General features: G+C 62.8%; 12 protein-coding genes. 7 read left to right on the forward strand and 5 right to left on the reverse strand.

Annotated features, from left to right (window positions below; translation table 11 throughout):
* Positions 1-175: 175 nt before the first annotated feature.
* The 7 genes from ELH03_RS29205 (at position 176) to ELH03_RS29240 (ending at position 8,122) form a co-directional block, all read left to right on the forward strand.
* On the forward strand, positions 176-1,309 hold the full coding sequence (locus ELH03_RS29205) for a transporter substrate-binding protein (protein ID WP_130767115.1): 1,134 nt from the start codon (positions 176-178) through the stop codon (positions 1,307-1,309).
* Entirely contained in the window at positions 1,306-1,887 is a 582-nt protein-coding gene (locus tag ELH03_RS29210) for an ANTAR domain-containing response regulator (RefSeq protein ID WP_130767116.1), read from the forward strand. Before ELH03_RS29205 ends, ELH03_RS29210 begins: the two co-directional genes overlap by 4 nt.
* Positions 1,887-2,735, forward strand: coding sequence for an ABC transporter permease (locus ELH03_RS29215; RefSeq protein WP_130767117.1), 849 nt, complete (start codon positions 1,887-1,889; stop codon positions 2,733-2,735). The genes ELH03_RS29210 and ELH03_RS29215 overlap by 1 nt, the downstream gene beginning before the upstream one ends.
* Positions 2,735-3,655: an ABC transporter permease gene (locus tag ELH03_RS29220; RefSeq protein ID WP_130767118.1), complete on the forward strand. Its 921-nt coding sequence runs from the start codon at positions 2,735-2,737 to the stop codon at positions 3,653-3,655. Before ELH03_RS29215 ends, ELH03_RS29220 begins: the two co-directional genes overlap by 1 nt.
* A gap of 25 nt (positions 3,656-3,680) precedes the next feature.
* Positions 3,681-5,300: an ABC transporter substrate-binding protein gene (locus ELH03_RS29225; RefSeq protein WP_130767119.1), complete on the forward strand. Its 1,620-nt coding sequence runs from the start codon at positions 3,681-3,683 to the stop codon at positions 5,298-5,300.
* 192 nt (positions 5,301-5,492) lie between these two features.
* Positions 5,493-6,437: an acetamidase/formamidase family protein gene (locus tag ELH03_RS29235; RefSeq protein ID WP_130767120.1), complete on the forward strand. Its 945-nt coding sequence runs from the start codon at positions 5,493-5,495 to the stop codon at positions 6,435-6,437.
* Positions 6,434-8,122, forward strand: coding sequence for an ABC transporter ATP-binding protein (locus ELH03_RS29240; RefSeq protein ID WP_130767121.1), 1,689 nt, complete (start codon positions 6,434-6,436; stop codon positions 8,120-8,122). Before ELH03_RS29235 ends, ELH03_RS29240 begins: the two co-directional genes overlap by 4 nt.
* Positions 8,123-8,150: 28 nt before the next feature.
* Here ELH03_RS29240 and ELH03_RS29245 read toward each other — a convergent pair whose 3' ends face one another.
* From ELH03_RS29245 to ELH03_RS29265, 5 genes are all read right to left on the reverse strand, one after another.
* Entirely contained in the window at positions 8,151-8,564 is a 414-nt protein-coding gene (locus ELH03_RS29245; protein WP_245504902.1) for an Imm63 family immunity protein, read from the reverse strand.
* 6 nt (positions 8,565-8,570) lie between these two features.
* Positions 8,571-17,891: a hemagglutinin repeat-containing protein gene (locus tag ELH03_RS29250; RefSeq protein ID WP_130767122.1), complete on the reverse strand. Its 9,321-nt coding sequence runs from the start codon at positions 17,889-17,891 to the stop codon at positions 8,571-8,573.
* Between the two features lie 98 nt (positions 17,892-17,989).
* Positions 17,990-18,541, reverse strand: a complete 552-nt coding sequence (locus tag ELH03_RS29255; protein ID WP_027687482.1) for a hypothetical protein — start codon at positions 18,539-18,541, stop codon at positions 17,990-17,992.
* A 45-nt stretch (positions 18,542-18,586) separates the two neighbouring features.
* The gene (locus ELH03_RS29260; protein WP_128403961.1) at positions 18,587-19,054 is read right to left on the reverse strand and encodes a hypothetical protein; all 468 of its coding nucleotides are present in this window, start codon (positions 19,052-19,054) and stop codon (positions 18,587-18,589) included.
* A gap of 11 nt (positions 19,055-19,065) precedes the next feature.
* A complete protein-coding gene (locus ELH03_RS29265; protein WP_130767123.1) occupies positions 19,066-20,787 on the reverse strand; it encodes a ShlB/FhaC/HecB family hemolysin secretion/activation protein in 1,722 nt (573 codons plus the stop codon).

Here is a 20,787-nt window from a genome sequence, read left to right on the forward strand (position 1 = left end):
GTGCAGCGCAGCACACTTGACAAAGATAAGCTGCCTGTATTTTACTCAAGCCTGCGGATTAGGCAGAAGGCCTGCCGCGTTGACATGACTCCGATAGTCTCTGGGCAGTTTCGCCCCATGACGCCTCATCGCTCGATGGGACCAGCGTCGTGGGGTTTTTTGATGTGGTCACTTCATGAATGACGCGCTGAAAATCGGCATCCTCTTTTCGACCACCGGACCCTACGGCTCGATGGGCCGCGACGCGCGCGACGGCGCCGATTTCGCGATGGCCGAATATGCCGGCGTCGAAGGGCTGGCGATCGAGCCCGTCTTCTTCGACCCGCATGCCGATCTTGCCGCCTATCTCGACGGTGCGCGCCATCTTCTGCGCGCCGGCTGCCGCCATATCGTCGGCACGATCACGTCTGCGGCGCGCAAGGAAGTCATCCCGCTCGTCGAGAAACATGACGGCCTGCTCTGGTACATGTGCCCCTATGAAGGTTTCGAGGCCAACGAGAACGTCATCTATGTCGGCGGCTGCCCGAACCAGCATCTGCTGCCGCTATTCGAGCACCTGATCCCGCGTTACGGCGCAAGGCCTTATCTCGTCGGCGCCAACTATGTCTGGGGCTGGGAGATGAACCGGCTCGCCCGCGAACTCATTACCAATGCCGGCGGCGAAGTGCTTGGCGAACGCTATCTTCCGCTCGAGGAAACCGCCGTCGAACGTATCGTCGCCGAGATTGCGCAACGCCGCCCGAGCTTCATCCTCAACAATCTGATCGGCCCCTCGAGCTATGCCTTCCTGGAGGCGATCAAGACCCTCGGTGATTGCGACCCGGCCTTCCGCGCGGAAAACTGCCCGGTTGTGAGCTGCGACCTGATGGAATGCGAGCTCGACGATATCGCCGCCGGTGCGGCCGCCGGCCAGCTTTGCGCCGCCTCCTATTTCGACAGTATCGCGACCCCCGAAAATGCCGCCTTCAAGGCCCGTGTCACGGAGCGTCACGGCGCGGAGCGGCGTGTCTCCAGCGTCTTTGCCAGCGCCTATACGGCCGTCCGGCTTTGCGTCGACGCGATCGTCGCTGCCGGCGGTGACGAGCCCGACGCCGTCCGGCGCGAGCTCTACAATCGATCCTGGCCGACCCTGTTCGGCGCGCTTTCGATCGACCGCGAGACCAATCATGCCGCCCTGCCCTTCCATCTCGGCCGGATCAACGCCGACAACGGCTTCGATGTCGTCGCCTCGCGGCCGCCGCTCGCCGCCGACCCCTATCTGACCGGCCGCAACCGACAGGCCTTGCCGCGGCTGAGGGTGGTGTCATGAGAGAGACACCCAATTTCACCGGCTGGCAGGCGATGGTCCTGCATCGCGAGGACGGCAACACCGAAAAGCTGATCCGCCAGCTTCGCCTGCTCGGCATCCATGCAACGCTGCAATGGGCGCCGCTTTCGGCCGCCGTACTGCCTGACCTCGTCATCGTCGATGCCGACCAGGGCTGGGACGATCTGCTGCCCTGGAACGGCGAAACGCCCGCCTGCCCTGTTGTCGCGCTGCTTGGTTCGGAAGCGCCCGGCCGCATCGCCTGGGCGCTCGGACAGGGTGCCGGCGCAATCATCGCCAAGCCGATCGCTACATCGGCCGTCTATCCGGCGCTTGTCATGGCCGTCTCCATTCATCAGGAGCGCAAGGCGACTGCGGAAAAGCTGCAATATCTCGAAGAGCGCGTCCGGCTGCGGCCGCTCGTTCACGCCGCCGTCGCAAAGCTTCAGGCCGCACACGGCATCGACGAGGAGAGCGCTTACGCAATCCTGCGCAATTGCGCCATGCGCCGCCGCCTGCCGATGGAGCAGATATCGGCCTTCATCCTGGCGGGTGCCGAACCTCTGCCGGAGGCGGGCTGATGCATGTGCTGAAACAGATGATCCGCCAGCCGACGGCCCTCTTCGGCGTGATCGTCGTCACCCTCGTCATCGGGCTCGCCATTGCAGCGCCGTGGATCGCGCCGTTCAGCCCGGACGAGCAGATGTTTGACGGCCTCTCGCTCGAAGGCGCGCCGCTGCCGCCGGGCGGTCCCTATCTCCTCGGCACCGACACGCTCGGCCGCGACCTCTTTTCCCGCCTGCTCTTCGGTGCCCGCACCTCGCTGATCATCGGCCTTGTCGCCAATAGCATCGCGGTGGCGATCGGCCTCCTCGTCGGCATCGTTGCCGGTTATCTCCGCGGGCTGCCGGGCAACATCCTGATGCGCTTCACCGATCTGATGATGGCCTTTCCGGCGCTGCTGCTCGCCATCGTGCTGGCAGCCCTTCTGAAGCCGAGCCTCTGGATCGTCGCCATGGTGATCGCGCTCGTCAACTGGGTGCAGGTCGCCCGCATCGTCTATACCGAGACGCGCGGCCTGGTGGAGCGCGATTTCATTATGGCCGAACGCTCGCTCGGCGCCGGCCATATGCGCGTGCTCTTCATGCATATCCTGCCGCATCTCATGCCGACGGCAATCGTCTGGGGAACGCTCGGCATCGCCACCACCGTGCTGCTCGAGGCCACACTCTCCTTCCTCGGCGTCGGTGTCCAGCCGCCGCAGCCCTCCTGGGGCAACATCATCTTCGAGAGCCAAAGCTATTTCCAGGCTGCACCCTGGCTGGTCTTCATTCCGGGCGCGATCATCCTTCTGACGGCGCTTTCCTTCAATCTGGTGGGCGACGCACTGCGCGACATTCTCGACCCGACCCAGCGCGGGAGGGGCTGATGGCGTCACTCATGCTGCGCCGGCTGGCGCAGGCGGCTCTCATCCTGCTCGGGGTCGCGGCGATCACCTTCGTGCTGCTCTATGCTCTTCCGGCCGACCCGGCCCGCATGATCGCCGGCCGAAGCGCCACCGCCCAGACGGTCGCCAACATCCGCCATGAGCTCGGCCTCGACCAGCCGCTGCTGGTCCAGTTCGGCACCTATCTCGGTAATCTGCTGCACGGCAATCTCGGCCGCTCCTATGCGCAGAAAACCGATGTCTGGACGCTGATTGCCGCCCGCCTGCCGGCGACGCTGACGCTGATGCTTGCCGGCATCTTCGTCGAGGTGGCGCTCGGCCTGACACTCGGCACCATCGCCGCCGTGCGCCGCGGCGGCTTCATCGACCGGCTGGTGATGATGGCCTCCTTCGTCGGCACCTCCGCGCCGCAGTTCCTCGTTGCCCTGCTGCTGCTCTACCTGCTGGCGGCAACGCTCGGCTGGTTTCCGATGAGCGGCTACGGCAGCTTCTCGCATCTCGTCCTGCCGGCCGTAACACTCGGCATCTGCGGCGCCGGCTGGTACGCCCGCATGGTGCGCTCGTCGATGATCGACGTGCTGAACCAGGATTATGTCCGCACGGCGCGCGCCAAGGGTCTTTCCTCGAAGCGAGTCATCCTGCGGCATGCACTGCCCAATGCCGTGCTGCCGATCATCGCCATGATCGGCATCGATATCGGCCAGTTCATGGGCGGCGTGGTCGTGGTCGAGGCCGTTTACGGCTGGCCCGGCATCGGCCAGCTCGCCTGGCAGGCGATCCAGCAGGTCGACATCCCGATCATCATGGGCGTCACGCTGACCTCGGCGCTTGCCATCATCATCGGCAACCTGTTTGCCGACCTCATCGCGCCGGTCGTCGATCCGCGCATCCGCACACGCTGACAGCAACCAAAGAAGGGGAACCAAGATGTTCAAACGCTGGCTGCAACAGACGACCATGGCAACGATGGTGGCGCTCGCCCCATTGTCCGCCATGGCTGAGGAAACGCCCAAGCAGGGCGGCGATATCGTCGTCACCTACAAGGACGACATCACCACGCTCGACCCGGCGATCGGCTACGACTGGGTCAACTGGTCGATGATCAAGAGTCTTTATTCCCGCCTGATGGATTATGCGCCCGGCACGCCGAACCCGGTTCCCTCGCTTGCCGAAAGCTTCACCGTTTCGCCCGACGGCTTGATCTATACCTTCAAGCTGCACAAGGGCGTGAAGTTCTCGAACGGCCGCGAGGTCGTCGCCTCCGACGTGAAATATTCGATCGAACGCGCCGTCGACCCGAAGACTCAAGGACCCGGCGCCGGCTTCTTCGGCGCGATCAAGGGCTTCGAGGATGAAACCGGCGGCAAGTCGACGACGCTTTCCGGCATCGAAACGCCGGATGACAGCACCGTCATCTTCAACCTCTCGCGCCCCGACGCCACCTTCCTGCACGTGCTGGCGATCAACTTCGCTTCGGTCGTGCCGAAGGAAGCCGTCGAGGCGGCCGCCGGCGACTTCGGCAAGAAGCCGGTCGGCTCCGGCACCTTCATCCTGAAGGACTGGACGATCGGCCAGCAGCTCGTTTTCGAGCGCAACAAGGATTATTTCGTCAAGGGCGTTCCCTATATCGACAGCTTCAAGGTCGAGGTCGGCCAGGAGCCGCTGGTGGCGCTCTTGCGCCTGCAGAAGGGCGAGGTCGATATTGCCGGCGACGGCATTCCGCCGGCGAAGTTCCTCGAGATCAAGAATTCGGCCGACGGCGCGCAGATGATCGTCGACGGCGAACAGCTGCACACCGGCTACATCACACTGAACACCAAGGTGAAGCCCTTCGACAACGTCAAGGTTCGCCAGGCGTTGAACATGGCGATCAACAAGGACCGCATCACCCGCATCCTGAACGGCCGCGCAACGCCTGCCAACCAGCCGCTGCCGCCACTGATGCCGGGCTACGACAAGGCTTTCACCGGTTATGCCTATGACGTGGCGAAAGCCAAGGCGCTGCTTGCCGAAGCCGGTTATCCCGATGGCTTCGAGACCGTGCTCTACTCCACCAACACCGACCCGCAGCCGCGTATCGCCCAGGCGATCCAGCAGGATCTGGCCGCCATCGGCGTCAAGGCCGAAGTCCGGGCGCTGGCCCAGGCAAACGTCATCTCGGCCGGCGGCACGGAAGGCGAAGCGCCGATGATCTGGTCGGGCGGCATGGCCTGGATCGCCGACTTCCCGGATCCGTCCAACTTCTACGGCCCGATCCTCGGCTGCGCCGGCGCTGTTCCGGGCGGCTGGAACTGGTCATGGTACTGCAACGCCGATCTCGACAGGCGCGCCGTTGTCGCCGACTCCATGTCCGATCCGGCAAAGGCGGCCGAACGCACCGCCGCCTGGGGCAAGATCTTCACCGACATCATGGCCGATGCGCCGTGGGTCCCTGTCATCAACGAGCGCCGCGTCGTCGCCAAGTCACTGCGCATGGGCGGTGCTGACAACATCTACATCGATCCGACCCGCGTCATCAATTATGACGCGATCTATGTGAAGCAGTAAGCAGCCGCTCGTTATCGGCTGCCCTTCATCCGGCTGCCGCCACCTTCTCCCCGTCGATACGGGGAGAAGGGATATGCCGCTCCCGCTTCCTCATCCTCGAGCGCTGCGTGTGGCAAGTCCCCTCTCCCCGCTCGCGGGGAGAGGGTTAGGGTGAGGGGCAACCCGCGCCGAAACCAATTCCGGAGAATTACCATGTGCATCGCCTGCACCCACACCATCCACCGCGCCCAGCATAATTTCGGCTGGAACAAGGATTTCGCCCCCGCCGTCGTCGCCAAGCCCGGCGAGACGATCCACTTCGAATGCATGGATTCATCGGGTGGCCAGCTCGGAAGCGACGCGAGCCTGGAAACGCTGAACGCACTCGATTTCGGCAAGATCAATCCCGTCTCCGGCCCGGTCTATATCGAAGGCGCCGAGCCCGGCGACGCACTGAAGGTGACGCTGCGCAAATTCATTCCGTCGGGCGTCGGCTGGACGGCCAATATCCCAGGCTTCGGCCTGCTTGCCGACCAGTTCACGGATCCGGCGCTGCATGTCTGGTCCTATGACGCCAACAGCATGGTGCCTGCCCTTTACGGTCCGGGCGGCCGCGTGCCGCTGAAGCCCTTTGCCGGCACGATCGGCGTCGCACCCGCCGAGCCCGGCACCCATTCCGTCGTTCCCCCACGTCGCGTCGGCGGCAACATGGACATCCGCGACCTGACGGCGGGGGTGACGCTCTATCTGCCCGTCGAGGTCGACGGCGCGCTGTTTTCGATCGGGGATACCCATGCCGCCCAGGGCGATGGCGAAGTCTGCGGCACGGCGATCGAAAGCCAGATGAACGTCGAAGCGACGATCGAGCTCATCAAGGACGCCAAGCTGCAGACGCCGCGCTTCACCACGACCGAACCGGTGACCCGCCATCTCGACGGCGCCGGCTACGAGGTCACGACAGGCATCGGCCCTGATCTGATGACCGGGGCGCGCGAAAGCGTCATGCGCATGATCGATCTTCTCGGCGCCGAACACGGCATGAGCGCCGTCGATGCCTATCTGCTCTGCTCGGTCTGCGGCGATCTCCGGATCAGCGAGATCGTCGACCAGCCGAACTGGGTGGTTTCCTTCTACTTCCCGAGGATCGTGTTCGCGTGAACGAAGCCATGCCCGCCGCCGCACCGGTGCTCAGCCTTCGCAATCTGAGCGTCGATGCACGCACGCCCGAAGGCCGCAAGCCGGTGCTCCAGGATGTCAGCTTCGAGCTTGCAAGCGGCGAAACGCTCTGCATCGCCGGCGAATCCGGCTCGGGCAAGTCGGTCACCTCGCTGTCGATCATGGGGCTGTTGCCGAAAGCCTCGCTGCGGGTCGCCTCCGGCAGCGTGCTGCTTGGCGAGCGCGACCTGCTCACGCTTTCCGACCGGGCGATGCGTAGCGTGCGCGGTGGCGATATCGCCATGGTGTTTCAGGAGCCGATGACCTCGCTCAATCCGGTCATGTCGGTCGGCAACCAACTGACCGAGGCAATCCGCGCGCACCAGGGCAGCGACAATGCCGAGGCGGTGGCGCTGAAGATGCTCGATGCCGTGCAGATCACCGAGCCGGCCCGGCGGCTGAAGCAATATCCGCACGAGCTTTCCGGCGGCATGCGCCAGCGGGTGATGATCGCCATGGCGCTCTCCTGCCGGCCGAAGGTGCTGATCGCCGATGAGCCGACGACGGCGCTCGACGTCACCGTACAGGCGCAGATCCTCAGGCTGATGCGCGAACTCAAGCGCGAATTCGGCGCCTCGATCATCCTGATCACTCACGACATGGGCGTCGTCGCCGAAATGGCCGATCGCGTCGTCATCATGCAGAATGGCAGGATCGTCGAGCAGGGAACGGCGCTCGCCATCTTCCAGCGGCCGAAGGAGGCCTATACCCAGCAATTGCTGGCCGCCGTCCCGCGGCTCGGCGCGCTTGCAGGCACCGACCGTCCGCCGCGCATCACCCAGCGCGCCGTCGAGACGCTGCATCCGGACCGCACGCCGGTTCTGAACGTGCGCGACCTCACCGTCACCTATGGCAATGCCACAAGCCGGTTTTTCAAGGGCAAGCCGCCGGTTGCAGCCGTCGATGGCGTCTCCTTCGATATCCTGCCGGGTGAAACGCTCGGCCTCGTCGGCGAAAGCGGGTCGGGCAAATCGACGACGGGCAAGGCCGTGCTCGGTCTCATCCCCTTCAAGGGCAATGTCCTGATCGACGGCCGCAATATCGCCGGCCTCAGCCAGCGCGAGATGCGGCCCGTGCGCCGCTCGGCGCAGATGATCTTCCAGGATCCCTATGCCTCGCTCGACCCGCGCATGGCCGTCGGCAAGGCGATCGGCGAACCGATGCTCATCCACGGCATCGGCAACCACAGCGAACGGCAAGACCGCGTCGCCGAACTGCTGCGCCGGGTCGGCCTGACGCCTGATGCAGCGACGCGCTATCCGCACGAGTTTTCAGGCGGCCAGCGCCAGCGCATCTGCATCGCCCGGGCGCTGGCACTGGAGCCAAAGCTGATCGTCGCCGACGAGAGCGTCGCAGCGCTTGACGTCTCCGTCCGCGCCCGGGTGCTCGACCTGCTGCTCGAACTGCAGGAAACCATGGGGCTCGCCTATCTCTTCATCTCCCACGACATGGCCGTCGTCGAGCGCATGTCCCACAACGTCGCCGTCATGCGCGCCGGCCGCATCATCGAAACCGGCACACGACGGGATATCTTCGAGAACCCGAGGGATGACTACACCCGCGCACTGATCGCCGCGGTTCCGATCCCTGATCCGGAGGTCTATCGCGGCAGGGAAGCGCATGCGTGACTGAGGGCCATTGGTACCGCATTTGAGATCACGAGATTCCGTCGTTGTATGGCGCCTTACGCAAGACTTCCTTGATTTCCAATTCTCTTTTTAGCCGCCATTCCTCTAACGCGAGTCCCAATAGCCTAAGCTGCTCCTGAAACATAAGCCTTCTGAAATCGACGCCCTTCTTCTTATGGGTCGCTGCATAGGCGAAAGCCATGTCATGAGTTATACTTGAGAATAGAAAATACAATACATCGTCAATTGACGAGCATTTTTTTCTTTCTAGTTCAACACCACGTTCTTCAACAACGTAATACATTTCGTCGTTGTCTTTAATATCGATGTATGGTGCCGCCATTCCATCACCCTGGAATTGGATTATAGCCTTTGCGGCAGGCAAGCTAATTTTGCCCGCGATATCCAAGAAGCGTGTTTCGATCTCTGTCTTTTTCGACATCTTATCTTACCTCGCGGGTCCAATGAAGCCGGCATCTATCAAGTCCTGTACGGACATCTGCGTCTTGAATTGCAACCCTCCTCCGGGCTGGTCAAACCATGAAGTTGCTAGTCCCGCTTGCACCGGAAGGGGCTTTAAAACGACATACTGTGTGTATGTACCGTTAGCAGATGCAGCAGGCAATGCGCGTTGCTCAAATGGTGTACCTGTGAGCGCTAGAAAATTGCCGGTCGTTAGTCCATAACGATCAAGCAGTATTCCTTTCCGAAGTGTCAAATTTTGCGCTACGCCGACGAATCCATCGTTTGGAGGCCAATTGATTTGGCCATTCGATGCGATCCACTTGGGGTCAACTTGGAGTTGCTTGGCCTTGGCGACTTGCTCAGCCGTCAATGGGCCTCTTGTAGACGCGCTCTCCGTTGCCAGCAACTCGCGTTCGGCGACCTTTTGCTTGATTGCGAACGGCCCGCCTACGCCGGCGAAAATGCCGCTGAAGATATCCCACGGCAAAAGAGCCTGATCGACGCCCGCATTTCCGGAGTGGATGCTGCTGATAATTTGCGCCTGCCGGAAGAGACTGTCGGCGATATCGATATGGGTTAGATGTTCGCTGTTGTAGACGGATGACGCGAGATTGTAGAACTCCACGATCTTGGGAAAGAATTCGGCGTTGATCGACGTATCGCGATAAATATCGCCGCTCGCGTGGAAATAAACCTGACTGCAGGCGGTGGAACCGACGTTGCAGAGACCGGGAATGGAACCTTTCGGCGCGATGCTATCAAGGAAGGCCGATGCCGCATCGTTCTGCGGCAGGTCGGCTTGCGAAATATCCACCTGCTTGAGTGCCTGTTTGGTCAGTTCGCCGATAGCGAGCTCGATCGCGGCGCTGGAGCAATCGTTAACGCTCGTGCAATACCCCTGCTGGACAGCATAGCGCGCGGCGTTGGCGCCGATGAGCCTGGCTTCATCGAGGTGAAGCTGTCTGTTGAAGGTCTCCGCGTCGAGTGCGGTGGCCGCTCCCTGATTTCCCCCGACTGCCGCGCCAACGAGAACCGCCGCCCATTGGCCGAGCGCGTTGCGCTCCTCCTGCGTCAGGTTCGGATTATCCATCAGCGCCTTGCCGATGACCGCGCCAATCAGTTCCTGTGTGCCGCCTGCGACGGCACCGAGACCTATGTTTCCTCCCGAAACCACCGCCGTCAGCGCGCCGGCGGCCGCGTGCATGGCGATCTTCTCAGGACTTCCCTCCGCAAAGCCAAGTTTCTGGGAGATTTCGCCAATCGCCATGTTAAGGAGTTGCGAAACGGCTGCGGCACTTTCCTGCCGACGTTTCAACGTTTCAATGTCATAGAAATCGGCCTGCGTATTCGCCTTCGATAAGTCGGTATTGAGGCCGGCGAGATCCTGTTTCTGGTCACTGAGTGTCAATTTGCCCGGCGACAGGGTCGCGAGCGCTTTGCCGTGATCTTCCTGCCTCGCGGGCGTATCGACGGCCGGCAGCGGGATGCCGCTTGGGCTGAGGACGAACCCATAACCGGAAGTGGAGGCACTCGAGGCGTTTTCTATATTGGAATAAGTTAGCGCCTTAGCACTCAGCTCGTTGTTTAGAGGATCGGCGGTCGAGGCGATGACGCCACCCTTGAGATCGACGGTGCCGCCGGCAGCGACATGGTAACCGCCGCCGCCTGCGACGATGCCACTCTGTTCTGAGACATTGGCATAATCGCCCTTGACCTTCCCGGTGCTGGCGCCGCCGGACAGTCCGCCGCCGGGCGACACCCCGATCGATGCGCCCGCCGTTGTTTCCCTGTAGGCGGACGTGTCCTGCTGACTGACGATATTGAGATTGCCGCCCACATTCGCAATGACGGTGTTGCCGGAGACGACGGCCCCCTTCAACGAGGTATCGTTACCCGAGTTAAGGGCGACGGCGCCGGAGCCCATGACATGGCTGTTCAGTTGCGTAACACCAGTTTCGCCTACTTTGCCCATCCCCGCGCTAGCGCTGCCAGTCAGGCCAATCCCACCCCCGGTAGGACCGCCGATCTCAGCGCCGATGCCAATGCTGGCGCCCGCCGACGTACTTTTGCTCGAACTCTCATTCGTCGCCTGAGCACTTTCCAACGTGATGTCATGACCTGCCGACAGCAGGACATTGCCTACGTTCGCATCACCCGAGACCGTCGGATTGCCGTTTGCATCGTAGCCGGCGGCGATCTGCGCGCCATGGCCGGTAAGATCACCCGATGTTGCCTCTATCGCTATTGCCCCTCCTGCCCGCACCGCAGTGACGACGGGAGAGGAACTGGAAGCAGCGTTTTCGTACTTCTGGTAGGTGAAGCCTGCCGTCAGCGACACGGAAGCGAGACTGCTGTCACCTTTGGTGATGCTGTCGAGCGTCTTATAGGCGTTGATCGCCGCGAGTACCGTTGGTGCGGCGGCGTAAAGGCCGGCATTGTCGCCGAGCCCGCTGGCCGCCGATTGCACGCTCTCGGCGGCGCTAACGAGCCCAGACGAGACCGACAGAGTGATGCCCGCGAAGAACTCCTCGTGCAGATGCTCGTAGTTTGTCTGATCCTGAGCCGAGAGCAGGTTGACGTCGCGGTCGGCGAGGATGGCCACATCGTGTTCTGCCGAGACTTGCGCGGCCTGCAGGTTGGCATCGCGCCCTGCCGATATCGTCAGGTCGCGGCCGGCAGACAGGGTCGAGACGGCGTTGGTCGCCGAGGACTGCGCGGTCTGATCGACCGACTTGCCAAAGCCAATACCGATCGAGGCGCCGCCATTACCCGAACTGAATGCGATGCCGAAGCCGGAACGTTTTTCCTTCTCCTCAGACGAAGCACTCTCGGCTCCCGGTGTGATATTGACATCGCGTGCCGCGTCGAGAGTAAGGTCCTGCCCGGCGTCGATGCTTGAGCCGATGATATTCACATCGGTCTCGCGGGACCTAAGCACTACGTCCGTTCCGGCAGACAGCACCGATGCTACATTCAGCGCGGATGCCTGGCTGCCGCTCTTCTGCTCCTTGCCCCAGATCGATAGGAAGCCGTCGCCCGAGCCGACGAAGATGCCGGACTTCTTCCGCTCGATCTCAAGCTCATGCTGCTCGGCCGCGCCGATGACCGAAACGCTGTCGCCCTCGATGGAAATCGAGCCGTCGGCATTGGCCTTGGAACCAGCGATCACCGCCGCGCCGCCGGCATTCAGGCTGATGTTGCCGGATGCGCCGAGCTCGGAGGCAACAGTCGTCTCGTCATAGCTCTTGTAGCTGGATGAGCCTTTGGACAGGAAGCCGCTGCGCGAGCCCTTGTCATCCTTGGCGCTGGTGTCCTTGCCGGAGGCGATGATGAGGTCGCCCTTGGTGGTGATGCTCAGGTTCGCGGCGCCGGCCTCATTGCCGGCTTCGATCTTCGAGGCCGAGATGACCGTGTCCTTGCCGGATTCAATGTCGACGCCGCCACCGCCTGTGATGGCGGAACCGACGGCCGTCGTCGTTTCCAGGTGCGTGGTCGTCTTCTCGCTGCTGCCGAGGAAACCACCCTTGATGTTGAGTTTGGTGTCGAGCGTCGCTGTGTCGGTGGCTTCGGCGATTGTCATATCGCCGTCGGCCTTGAGACCAACCTTGCCGTCGGCGGCGAGCCTGCTTCCGATGATGTTGATGTCGTGATCGCCGCTGCCGCTGCCTGCCGTCACCGAGAGATCGCCGCCCGCCGATATCTCCGAGCCGACATGGGTGATCGACGAGGCGGATTTCTTGCCGAAAGAGCTGGCGGATGTTTCTTGCGCGGCGGTGATATCGATGTCGTCGCCGGCACTCAATGCGGCCTTGCCCTCGGCCTTGACGGAGGAGCCGGAGAGCAGGATGTCGTCGCCGGCCTTGATCGTCGTATCCGTGCCGGAGGAAAGCTGCGACTGCTGCTGGTCGGCGGAGAGGGTCTTGCTGTAGCCGGATTGGTTGTTGCGGGCGACATCGGTCGACACCACGGCCACCGAGCCATTGTCGGCAGTCACCTCAAGCGTCGTTCCCGCCTTGGCGGAGCTGCCGATGACGTTGACATTGTCGGTTGCCTTGATCGTCAGGCTGCCGCCGCTGGCGACTTGGCTGCCAGTGGCGTTCTGCTGGCCCGCATTGTCGACCTTGAGGGCATCCAGCGTCACGTCCTTGGCCGTCAGTGAGACGTTGCCGGTGGCGTTGACCGCAGCACCCTTCAGCGTCAAGTCGGTCGCCGCAGCAAGCGTCGCCTTGCCGCCGGCGGTGACCGCGGCATTCGGATTGACCATCGCCTGGCCGCCGAGATCCATGGATTGCGCCGTCAGCGTCAGCGTGCCGGAAGAGGTGAGGGACACATTATTGCTGGCCTTGAACGTGCCGCCGTTCGAGGCAATCGAGGAGCCCGAAACGGAAAGATCGTTGGAGGCGACCATGGCGCCGGAGTTCTTGATCTCGCCGCCTGTGACGGCGACCGATGCGCCTGAGATCAGTGCACCCGAAGCCGTCAGCTGCGCCGTCGCCGCACTCGGGAGATAGACGACTGGCACCAGCACTTCGATGCCTTGGACCATCTGCTTCTCGTAGATGACGACAGGCTGGGTCAGCGCCGCGACGGCCTCGGGGGAGAGCGCCTGGCCGACCTGCAGGTTATGGCTATTGACATAGGCAATGCCATTGTCGAGCAGCTTCTTGACCTGTTCAGTGGCGTCGCTGCCGGGAATGAAGGAACCTCGCCCCAGCCCTTCGCCAGCGAGCTGCCGCAACTGCGTGTCGATCAGCTGGTTCTCGAAATAGGCATCGCCCAGGAACGGAACCGTCGTCTCCGGCTTGTAGCCGATTTCTTTCATGAAATAGCCGGAGCCATAGAACTTGCCGACATCGAGATAGGCTGCGCGGGTTTCGAACAGGAAGATCTGTCCGGGTATGGTGCCGCCGACGCCGCCCGATTTCGGCTTGGTGGCGGCCGCAAGGGCTGCGCCGTCGACGCGGATGCGCTCGGCGATATTGCCGAGCCCGGCAAGCAGGCTGCCGCCGTTGGCGGCAACGCCCCCGAGCGCCGCGTTGACGTTGAACAGTGCTCCGCCGGCAGTCAGGTCGGAGAGCGCCGAGAGTGGATCGCCGGGATTACCGGCCGCCGCGACGCTGGCGCCGCCGGCAACCGAGCCGGCCGCCGACGTATTGTTGACGCTGCCGAAGTTGACCGAGAGGGCACCACCGGCCTTGATGTTGGCCGATACGCCGCCGATCACCTGGACGGAGCTGACGATCGTCGAGCCGTTGGCGATGTTCTTCGAGGGATTGGCGTGGCCGCTGGCGTCATAGGCCGTGCAGGCGCCCTGCGCCTGGCAGGTCGTCGTCGTCGTGCGAAACAGGCTGACGCCGGTATTGGTCAGCGTTGAGCCCTTCAACGTCGCGTCGCCGCCGGCCTCGATCGAGCTGTAGGAATTGGTAAGATTCGTGGCGTCGATCGAAAGGTTGCGGCTCGCCCGGATCGTCGCTTCCGGGCTCAGCGTACCGATCAGGCGATCTTCGTAGACCGACTGACTGAGGTGGGACGACCAGTCCCAGGAGTAGGTGGTGCTTTCGTCCGAGCCGCTGAAATTCACCTCGTCGACGATGAAGTATCGCGACGGATTGTTGGGATCGACAACGGGATTGCCGTTCGCGTCCCTCGGCACCCGGTCCCTGATCCAGTCGATGATCGGCTCGACCTTCTCGGGTCCGTCGGCCGAGATCCAGGTCCATGCATGATAGGTCGTGCCGTCGGCAAGCGTCGCCTTCGACCAGAGCAGCGGCTGATAATCCTGCCATAGCCCCGGATCCACGCCGGCATAGAGCTGGTACATGTTCTGATCTGCGGTCTCGAGGTAGCCGAACGGCAGGCCGGCGGCGACGGGATTCAGCGTGAAGCCGCTGACGACGCCTGAAGACACCAGCGTCCCGGTCGTCCATTGCGGCGTGGCGGCCCGCTGGTTGGTCAGGTTGCTGGTCAGGATCGACATGTCGTTCCCGGCCTGGATCAGACCGGAAATATTGGTGACGGCTGTGCTTCTCTGTCCGGCCGCCACCCCCGCGATCTGAAGGTCGTGGTTGGCGAGGATGGAGCCCTGATTGTTGGTGAGCACGCCGCCGACGAAGAGGCTGGCATCGTTGCCGGCATAGGCGAGGCCCGTGGCGCTGTTGGTAAGGTTGCCGGAAATATTGAAGGTGAGATCGTTGCCGGCTGCCAATTGCCCGGCATTCGTCAGCGACGGCAGCGTCAGCGTCAGGTCGTTGGCGGCGAGCAGCGCGGTGCCGGCCGTCGTGGTAAGACCGGTCGCATCGATGGCGATATCGCCCGAACCGCCGGCAGTGGTAATGGCATTGACCCTGCTGCCGCTGAGATCGGCCGTGCCGGAGAGGTTGAGAGCCAGTCCGCCGAGAGTGAGACTGCTGTTGGCCAGGTTGGCGTTCGCCGCATTGAGCGTCAGCGTACCGCCGGCAGCAATGTTGCTCGCCCGGCCATTGGAGAGATCGATATTCGTCGTGGCGAGCGTCAGGTTGCCGGCGGTACGGGTGGGATTGCCGTAGCTGATCTGGCCGCCCGACGCCGTGAGCGCAGCGCTGCTGAGGCTCTGGAGCTGGGCATAGGCAATATTCTGGCTGGCGCTGGCCGAAAGAGCGCCGCTGCTCAATAGCGCGTTGCCGGCGGTGATCGAACCGCTTGTGGCCGCAAGGTTCATGCTGCCGGTCTGCTGGAGCTTCAACGTGCCGGCGGATGCACTCGTGGCGGCGAAGTCGAGGCCGGAAACGAGAGTATCGACGGTGATATCCCGCGCCGAGAGGCTGGCGTTGCCGGCGGCGAGCGACTGGCCGACGAGATAGATCGAGCCGCCGGCAACGATAGACAAGTCCTGATGGGCGACCACATTGGCGCTGACGTCTTCCGCTGCGCTGGCATCGACGCTTCCGGCGGCAAGCAGGTTGCCGGCGCTGATATCGGTGGCCGTCGCCTTGAGCGTGAGATCGCCGGTCTGCCCGAGGGCGATGTCGCCATTGGCCGACTGGGCGGTGGCGGCAAAATCGACACCGGAGACGATGGCGCCGGCCTGAATGGCCGGACCCGTGACCGAGACGTCGCCGGCGCCAAGGAGCTGGCCGGTGACGGATGTATCGGCGTTGATGGTAACGGCTCCGTGGCCGCTGACGGTGTCGGCCTGGAAACGACCGGCATCGATGAGGAGAGCGCCTGCAGCAACCAGCGTGTCGATATCGACGCTGCCGCTGCTGCCGGCGTCAAGCATCAGGTCGCCCGACGAGCCGACGGCGATGGCGCCGCCCGGCGAGGCGGCGGTGGCGGCAAAGTCCATGCCGGCGACGATCGTGCCCGCCGCAATCGAGCCGCCGCTGATCGATACATCGCCGGCGCCGAGGAGCTGGCCGGTGATATCAGTGTTGCCGGAAAGCGTGATCGCGCCATGGCTGGTGATGGCGGCGGCACTGAGGTTGGCGGCGGAAGCCGAGAGATTGCCTGCCGCAAGCAGGGTGCCGGCATCGATGTCGCCGCTCGCGGCAAGGGAGAGATCGCCGACCTGCGTCAACACGATATTGCCGCCGGCCGCTTCCGTTCCCGCAAAGTCGATGCCGGCGATGATCGCGTCAGCAGCGATGGCCGCGCCGGTGAGGTCGATGTTGCCGCCACCGAGGATCTGACCGCTGACATCCGTGGCCGCGTTGATCGCGATGGCGCCATGCGCGATGACGCTCTGGGCCCTCAGCGCCGCTGATGTGACTGACGTATCGCCGGCCGACAGGAGCGCGTCGACATCGACGGCGCCGCTGCTGGCGGCAAGCCGGATTTCACCGGTGCTGGAAAGTAGCGTGCTGCCGTTTGCCGCCGCATTCGTCGCAGCGATGTCGAGGCCCGAAACGACCGTATCGGCCGAGATCGAGCGGCCTGAAGCCGTGACGTTGCCCTGCGCCAGCATATCGCCGGAGATGCCGATATCGGCGCCGGCGGAAAGCGCGATATTGTTGCTGCTGACGAGCGAGGCAGCCGAGATCGCGCCTGATGTGGCGGTGATGGAGAGCGCCCCGGTGCCCTTTACCGCCCCGGCGACCTCAATGTCACCCGACGTGCTGGACAGGGTAAGCGCATTGCCGGCGATAACGCTGCCGGCGGCAATGCCGGCATCCGACGACATCAGCACGTTGGCGGCACTGTTCACCTCGCCGCCGACACTCAACAACCCGCTGCCGCTCGACAGCACGATGTCGCCATCGGCAGCGACCGTATCCAGGGTGATGCCCTGATCGGCCTGAACGGCAACCTTGGCTTTTGACGCCACCTTGGCGGCCGTCACCTTCGCCTTCGAAGAGATCGAAACGTCCTGCTGGCCGGAGACGTTGCCGAGCGAGATCTTGCCGTCGGCCGACAGTGACAATTCGTTGGTGTTGGCCGCAAGATCGCCGCTCATGCGCACACCGGCGCCCTTTTCGGTGACGACGATCTTGATGCGGTCGGCCTGCATGGCGCCAAGTGCTGCGCCGTCGATCGCATATTCCGGTGTGCCCGAGATCGGAGCGAGCGCCTGTGCTTCACCTGTCGCATACTCGAAATTGGCGGCACCCGCGGTCAGGCGCAGCGATTTGCCATAGACCGGACCGTTGACATGGATGGTGCGCGAGACGATGTCGAACAGGTCGACCGCACCAGGCCCGGCAGCGAAGTTGCCGCCGTTCGGTCCAATGGTGACATCCCCGCCATTGACGATAAAGCCGTTGAGCTTGCCATCGGCCCCAATCTGCGGCGCGCCTGTGGTCAGCGTCGCATGCGGCGTGTTGATGAAGCCGCAGCCGTCGCAGGTGATGCCGTTCGGATTGGCGATGACGACATCGGCGCGGCCTCCGAACACCTCGGTCGGACCATTCAATGCCGAGCGGTTGCCGCTCGTGATCTCATTGAGGATGACCGATGCGGGACCTGATGTGTTGAGATTGGGATTGCCCGGCGTAAGGCCACCGAGATTGGAGGTGCCGACCTCGCCCTTGTAGTTGTTGAGGATGAGGCCCGGCGTGCCGACGTTGAAATTGTCGTATTTGTTATGTGACAGGCCGGCCGCATTCGGGGTGACGATGTCGATGAGCGGCACACCGTTCGGGGCGACGCCGACGCCCGGCTGGTTGGCGGCGGGCGCCGTGGTGCTTGCCGACACAGATTGAGCATTGGCAAGCATCGGCTGAAAGACCAGCAGCGCGCTGAGCACGGTGGCAAGCGAGCGATTGGCAATTCTGCCGAGCCAGCAGCCAAGACCCCTTGCTTCAGAACCAAGACCGATTTTCACACTCATCGTTTTGTCTTTCCAAACGCACAACTGGTTTTGTGTCTCGACATCAATCGTGGCTCGGCGTCGCCCTGACTGCGGCGGCGCCCAACCTCATCGCAGGATTATTTCTGGGTGAGCCACGTCTTCACATTACGTGTGAAGGACTTCGACAACCGCTGCGCCATGATGTCAGGCGCCCCTGACGTCGTGGCCGCGTTGATCGCAACAGCGACGATCACGCCATAGCCGCTCCCGCGCATGGAGAGATCTTCGCCATGGATGTTTTGCGCTTCGGCGATCAGTTGCCCTGTTTTGGCGTCTTCCAGCCGCACTGTCCCATCGATCATGCTGTCATGGCCGCCAATAATCCGGGCCTGCTTGGTGGTGACGTCGAACACATGCAGCGTCACGACCAGCCTGCCGCGTGTGGGTCCGCCGGGCACGCCGATCAATTCCTTTGCCATCGTCGCCTGGAGCGTGCGAACCGCCTCCTGGACCTGCTGGTCCGGCTTGTCGCCGAAACCGAATGTTTTGACGTCGGGGGCCAACTCAATCCGGATTTCGCGCACCGAGGTTCGTTGAAGGGCCGCTATCAGCCGGGGATCAGTCGTCGTGACGCAGGACGCAAGCGTCGCCGCCAGAACGAAAAGGGTCAGAAAACGCACGATACGCATACAGAGCTCCAGGATTCAGGCATAAGGTTCGAATGTCAGCGAAATTCAGTTCCGGCCGTCCGATGACGACGCAGGCTTGGCCTTGGCGTCGAGATGTTTGTAAAGCTCGGTCAACTGGGACTTGGGCGCCGGGCACCCCTTCGATTTGGCAATGCTGGTCAGGACCTTGTTTCTGTTGCGCAACGCATCGATCTCGACCTTTTCGGGCGATTTCGGATCCATGAAAAACAGCGCCGGCAGAAACAGGAGGACGCCGGTCGCGCCGAGGACGATGTTTTTGCCTTGCGCGTCCGTCCGCTCCTTCACTGTCGACGTGATCTGCCGTTCGTTCGCCTCGAATTCCCGCGCGATGCCGGCGCAGTCGAAGGCGCTGTCGCTCGGGTTGGTCGAAGCGACCGGCCGGGCCTCCCGGCCGGCGCAGCCGGCAAGCGAGATGGAGAGGGCAAGGATCAGCGCTGTCGATCTTGAAAAGGTCTGAGTGCGATTATTCTTCGAAATATTGCCGGTGGTCATTTTTGCTTCCGTTACCAATGAGTGGATGCGCTGAAATAAAAGAGCCCGCCGTCGACGTGGTCGAGGCTGCTTGCAACGATGTCGGAATAGCCGAGGTCGGCGCTGATATTACCGCCGACAGCGCGGATACCGGCCGTCCAGCTGGCGAGGTCGCCCCCCGTCATGTCGAAGCGTTTTTGCGAATAGACGTGGCCGTAATCCAGGCCGAGGTAGGGGCGCAGCTCACCGAGGACCTTCGCGACTGCGTCGCCGCTTTCGTTGGATTTCGTTCTCCAGACAATCTCGTTGTGGCTGAACATGCCATTATTGCCGAAGAGCACGCTTTCGCGCGTGCCGCGGACATTGCTGTAGCTGCCGAGGGAAATCTGTTCCGCGCCGAGGAGATTGTCTGGGGAATATTGACCGCTGACCAGCGAGGTCAGTTCGAATTGCCGACCGGCGGCCTGGAACGGCTGCGTCACGCTGATCGTGGCATTGAACTTCGAAAATCGCGGATCGGCGTTGCCGGCGCCGGGATCCCCTGGTTCCACGGCATCGAAGAGACCGAGCCCCTTGTCGTAGCTGGCATCGAACACCCAGATGCCGCCGAACATGCGGCGGGAATGGGAAACGCCGATCTCGCCGACCGTATATCGACGGCTGCCGACCTCGATCAGATTGCCGAGCAGGAAGTTGTTCGTCTGCTTGTAGGTCAGGCTGCTGCGGACAGTCGTGATCGAATCCTTGTCGCGCAAGACGACGCGATCGATGCCAAGGCCCGCCTGCCCCGAATTGCCCGAGGTTTCAAGCGATTGGAAGTTTCCTTCGACCGCACTTTCATATTGGTACCAGGAGCCGTTCAGCGAAACAGTGGAGTAACCGTAGGGGACGCTGACACTACCGGAATAGCTGTTGCCATATCCCTTTCCGTCGTTGCTCCACGGATAGTTGGGACCGCTATGCTCGTAGGAGAACGACCACTGATCGTTGATATCAAGCAGGTCGTCGAAGGTGAGCGATGCGGAGCTCCGGGAGAAACCGGTGCTTTCCTGCCCCATATTGTTGTTGCCGATGGAGGCATGCCAGGGCCGGCCCGGGCGGTTTTCGATGTTCAGGATCGACGTTCCGTCCTTGGGGCCTGGCAGCATAGCGGATTTGGCGTCGTTGGCTTGCAACCGGTTCATCTGGTCGAGCCCCTGCTCGATATCGCGGATATTGACGACCCGGCCGATCAGGCCCGGAAAGGCTGTCGCCAGCGAACCGCTGCCGGCGACTTTCTGGCCATTGAGATAGATGTCCGAGAGCGTGCCTTCGACGACGAGCAGGCGGAGGATCCTGGTCTTGCGGATATCCTGCTGCGGCACGTAGGCACGCGAGGTTACATAGCCATGATCGATGTAGAGGTGCGTGACATCCCTCAGCACCGCATTGATCTCCGCAAGGCCGACGCATCGGTTGCCGTAAGGTGCGGTCACCTTGCCGATCTCCTGCGCCGATAGCAGGTTTGCCCCATCGATCTCGACGCGAGTGATGTTGAAACAGGCAGCATTTGCCTGGCTAGCCGGCAAAGAGCCGTTTTCCGTGTCCGCACTGCCGCCCGGTGTTGCGCGGCGCAGGGCATCCAGTCGCTGCGTCTGCGACTGCTCTTCCTGGCGGCGGTTGAAATCGTCGGCAGGCGACTGCGCGTAAGCGGGTGCAATACCCATCACGAGGACGGCGCCAGCGACCAGGGAGTATCGAATTTCTGTCGTCAT

The sequence above is a fragment of the Rhizobium beringeri genome, from assembly GCF_004306515.1.
GTDB classification, from domain to species: Bacteria; Pseudomonadota; Alphaproteobacteria; order Rhizobiales; family Rhizobiaceae; genus Rhizobium; species Rhizobium beringeri.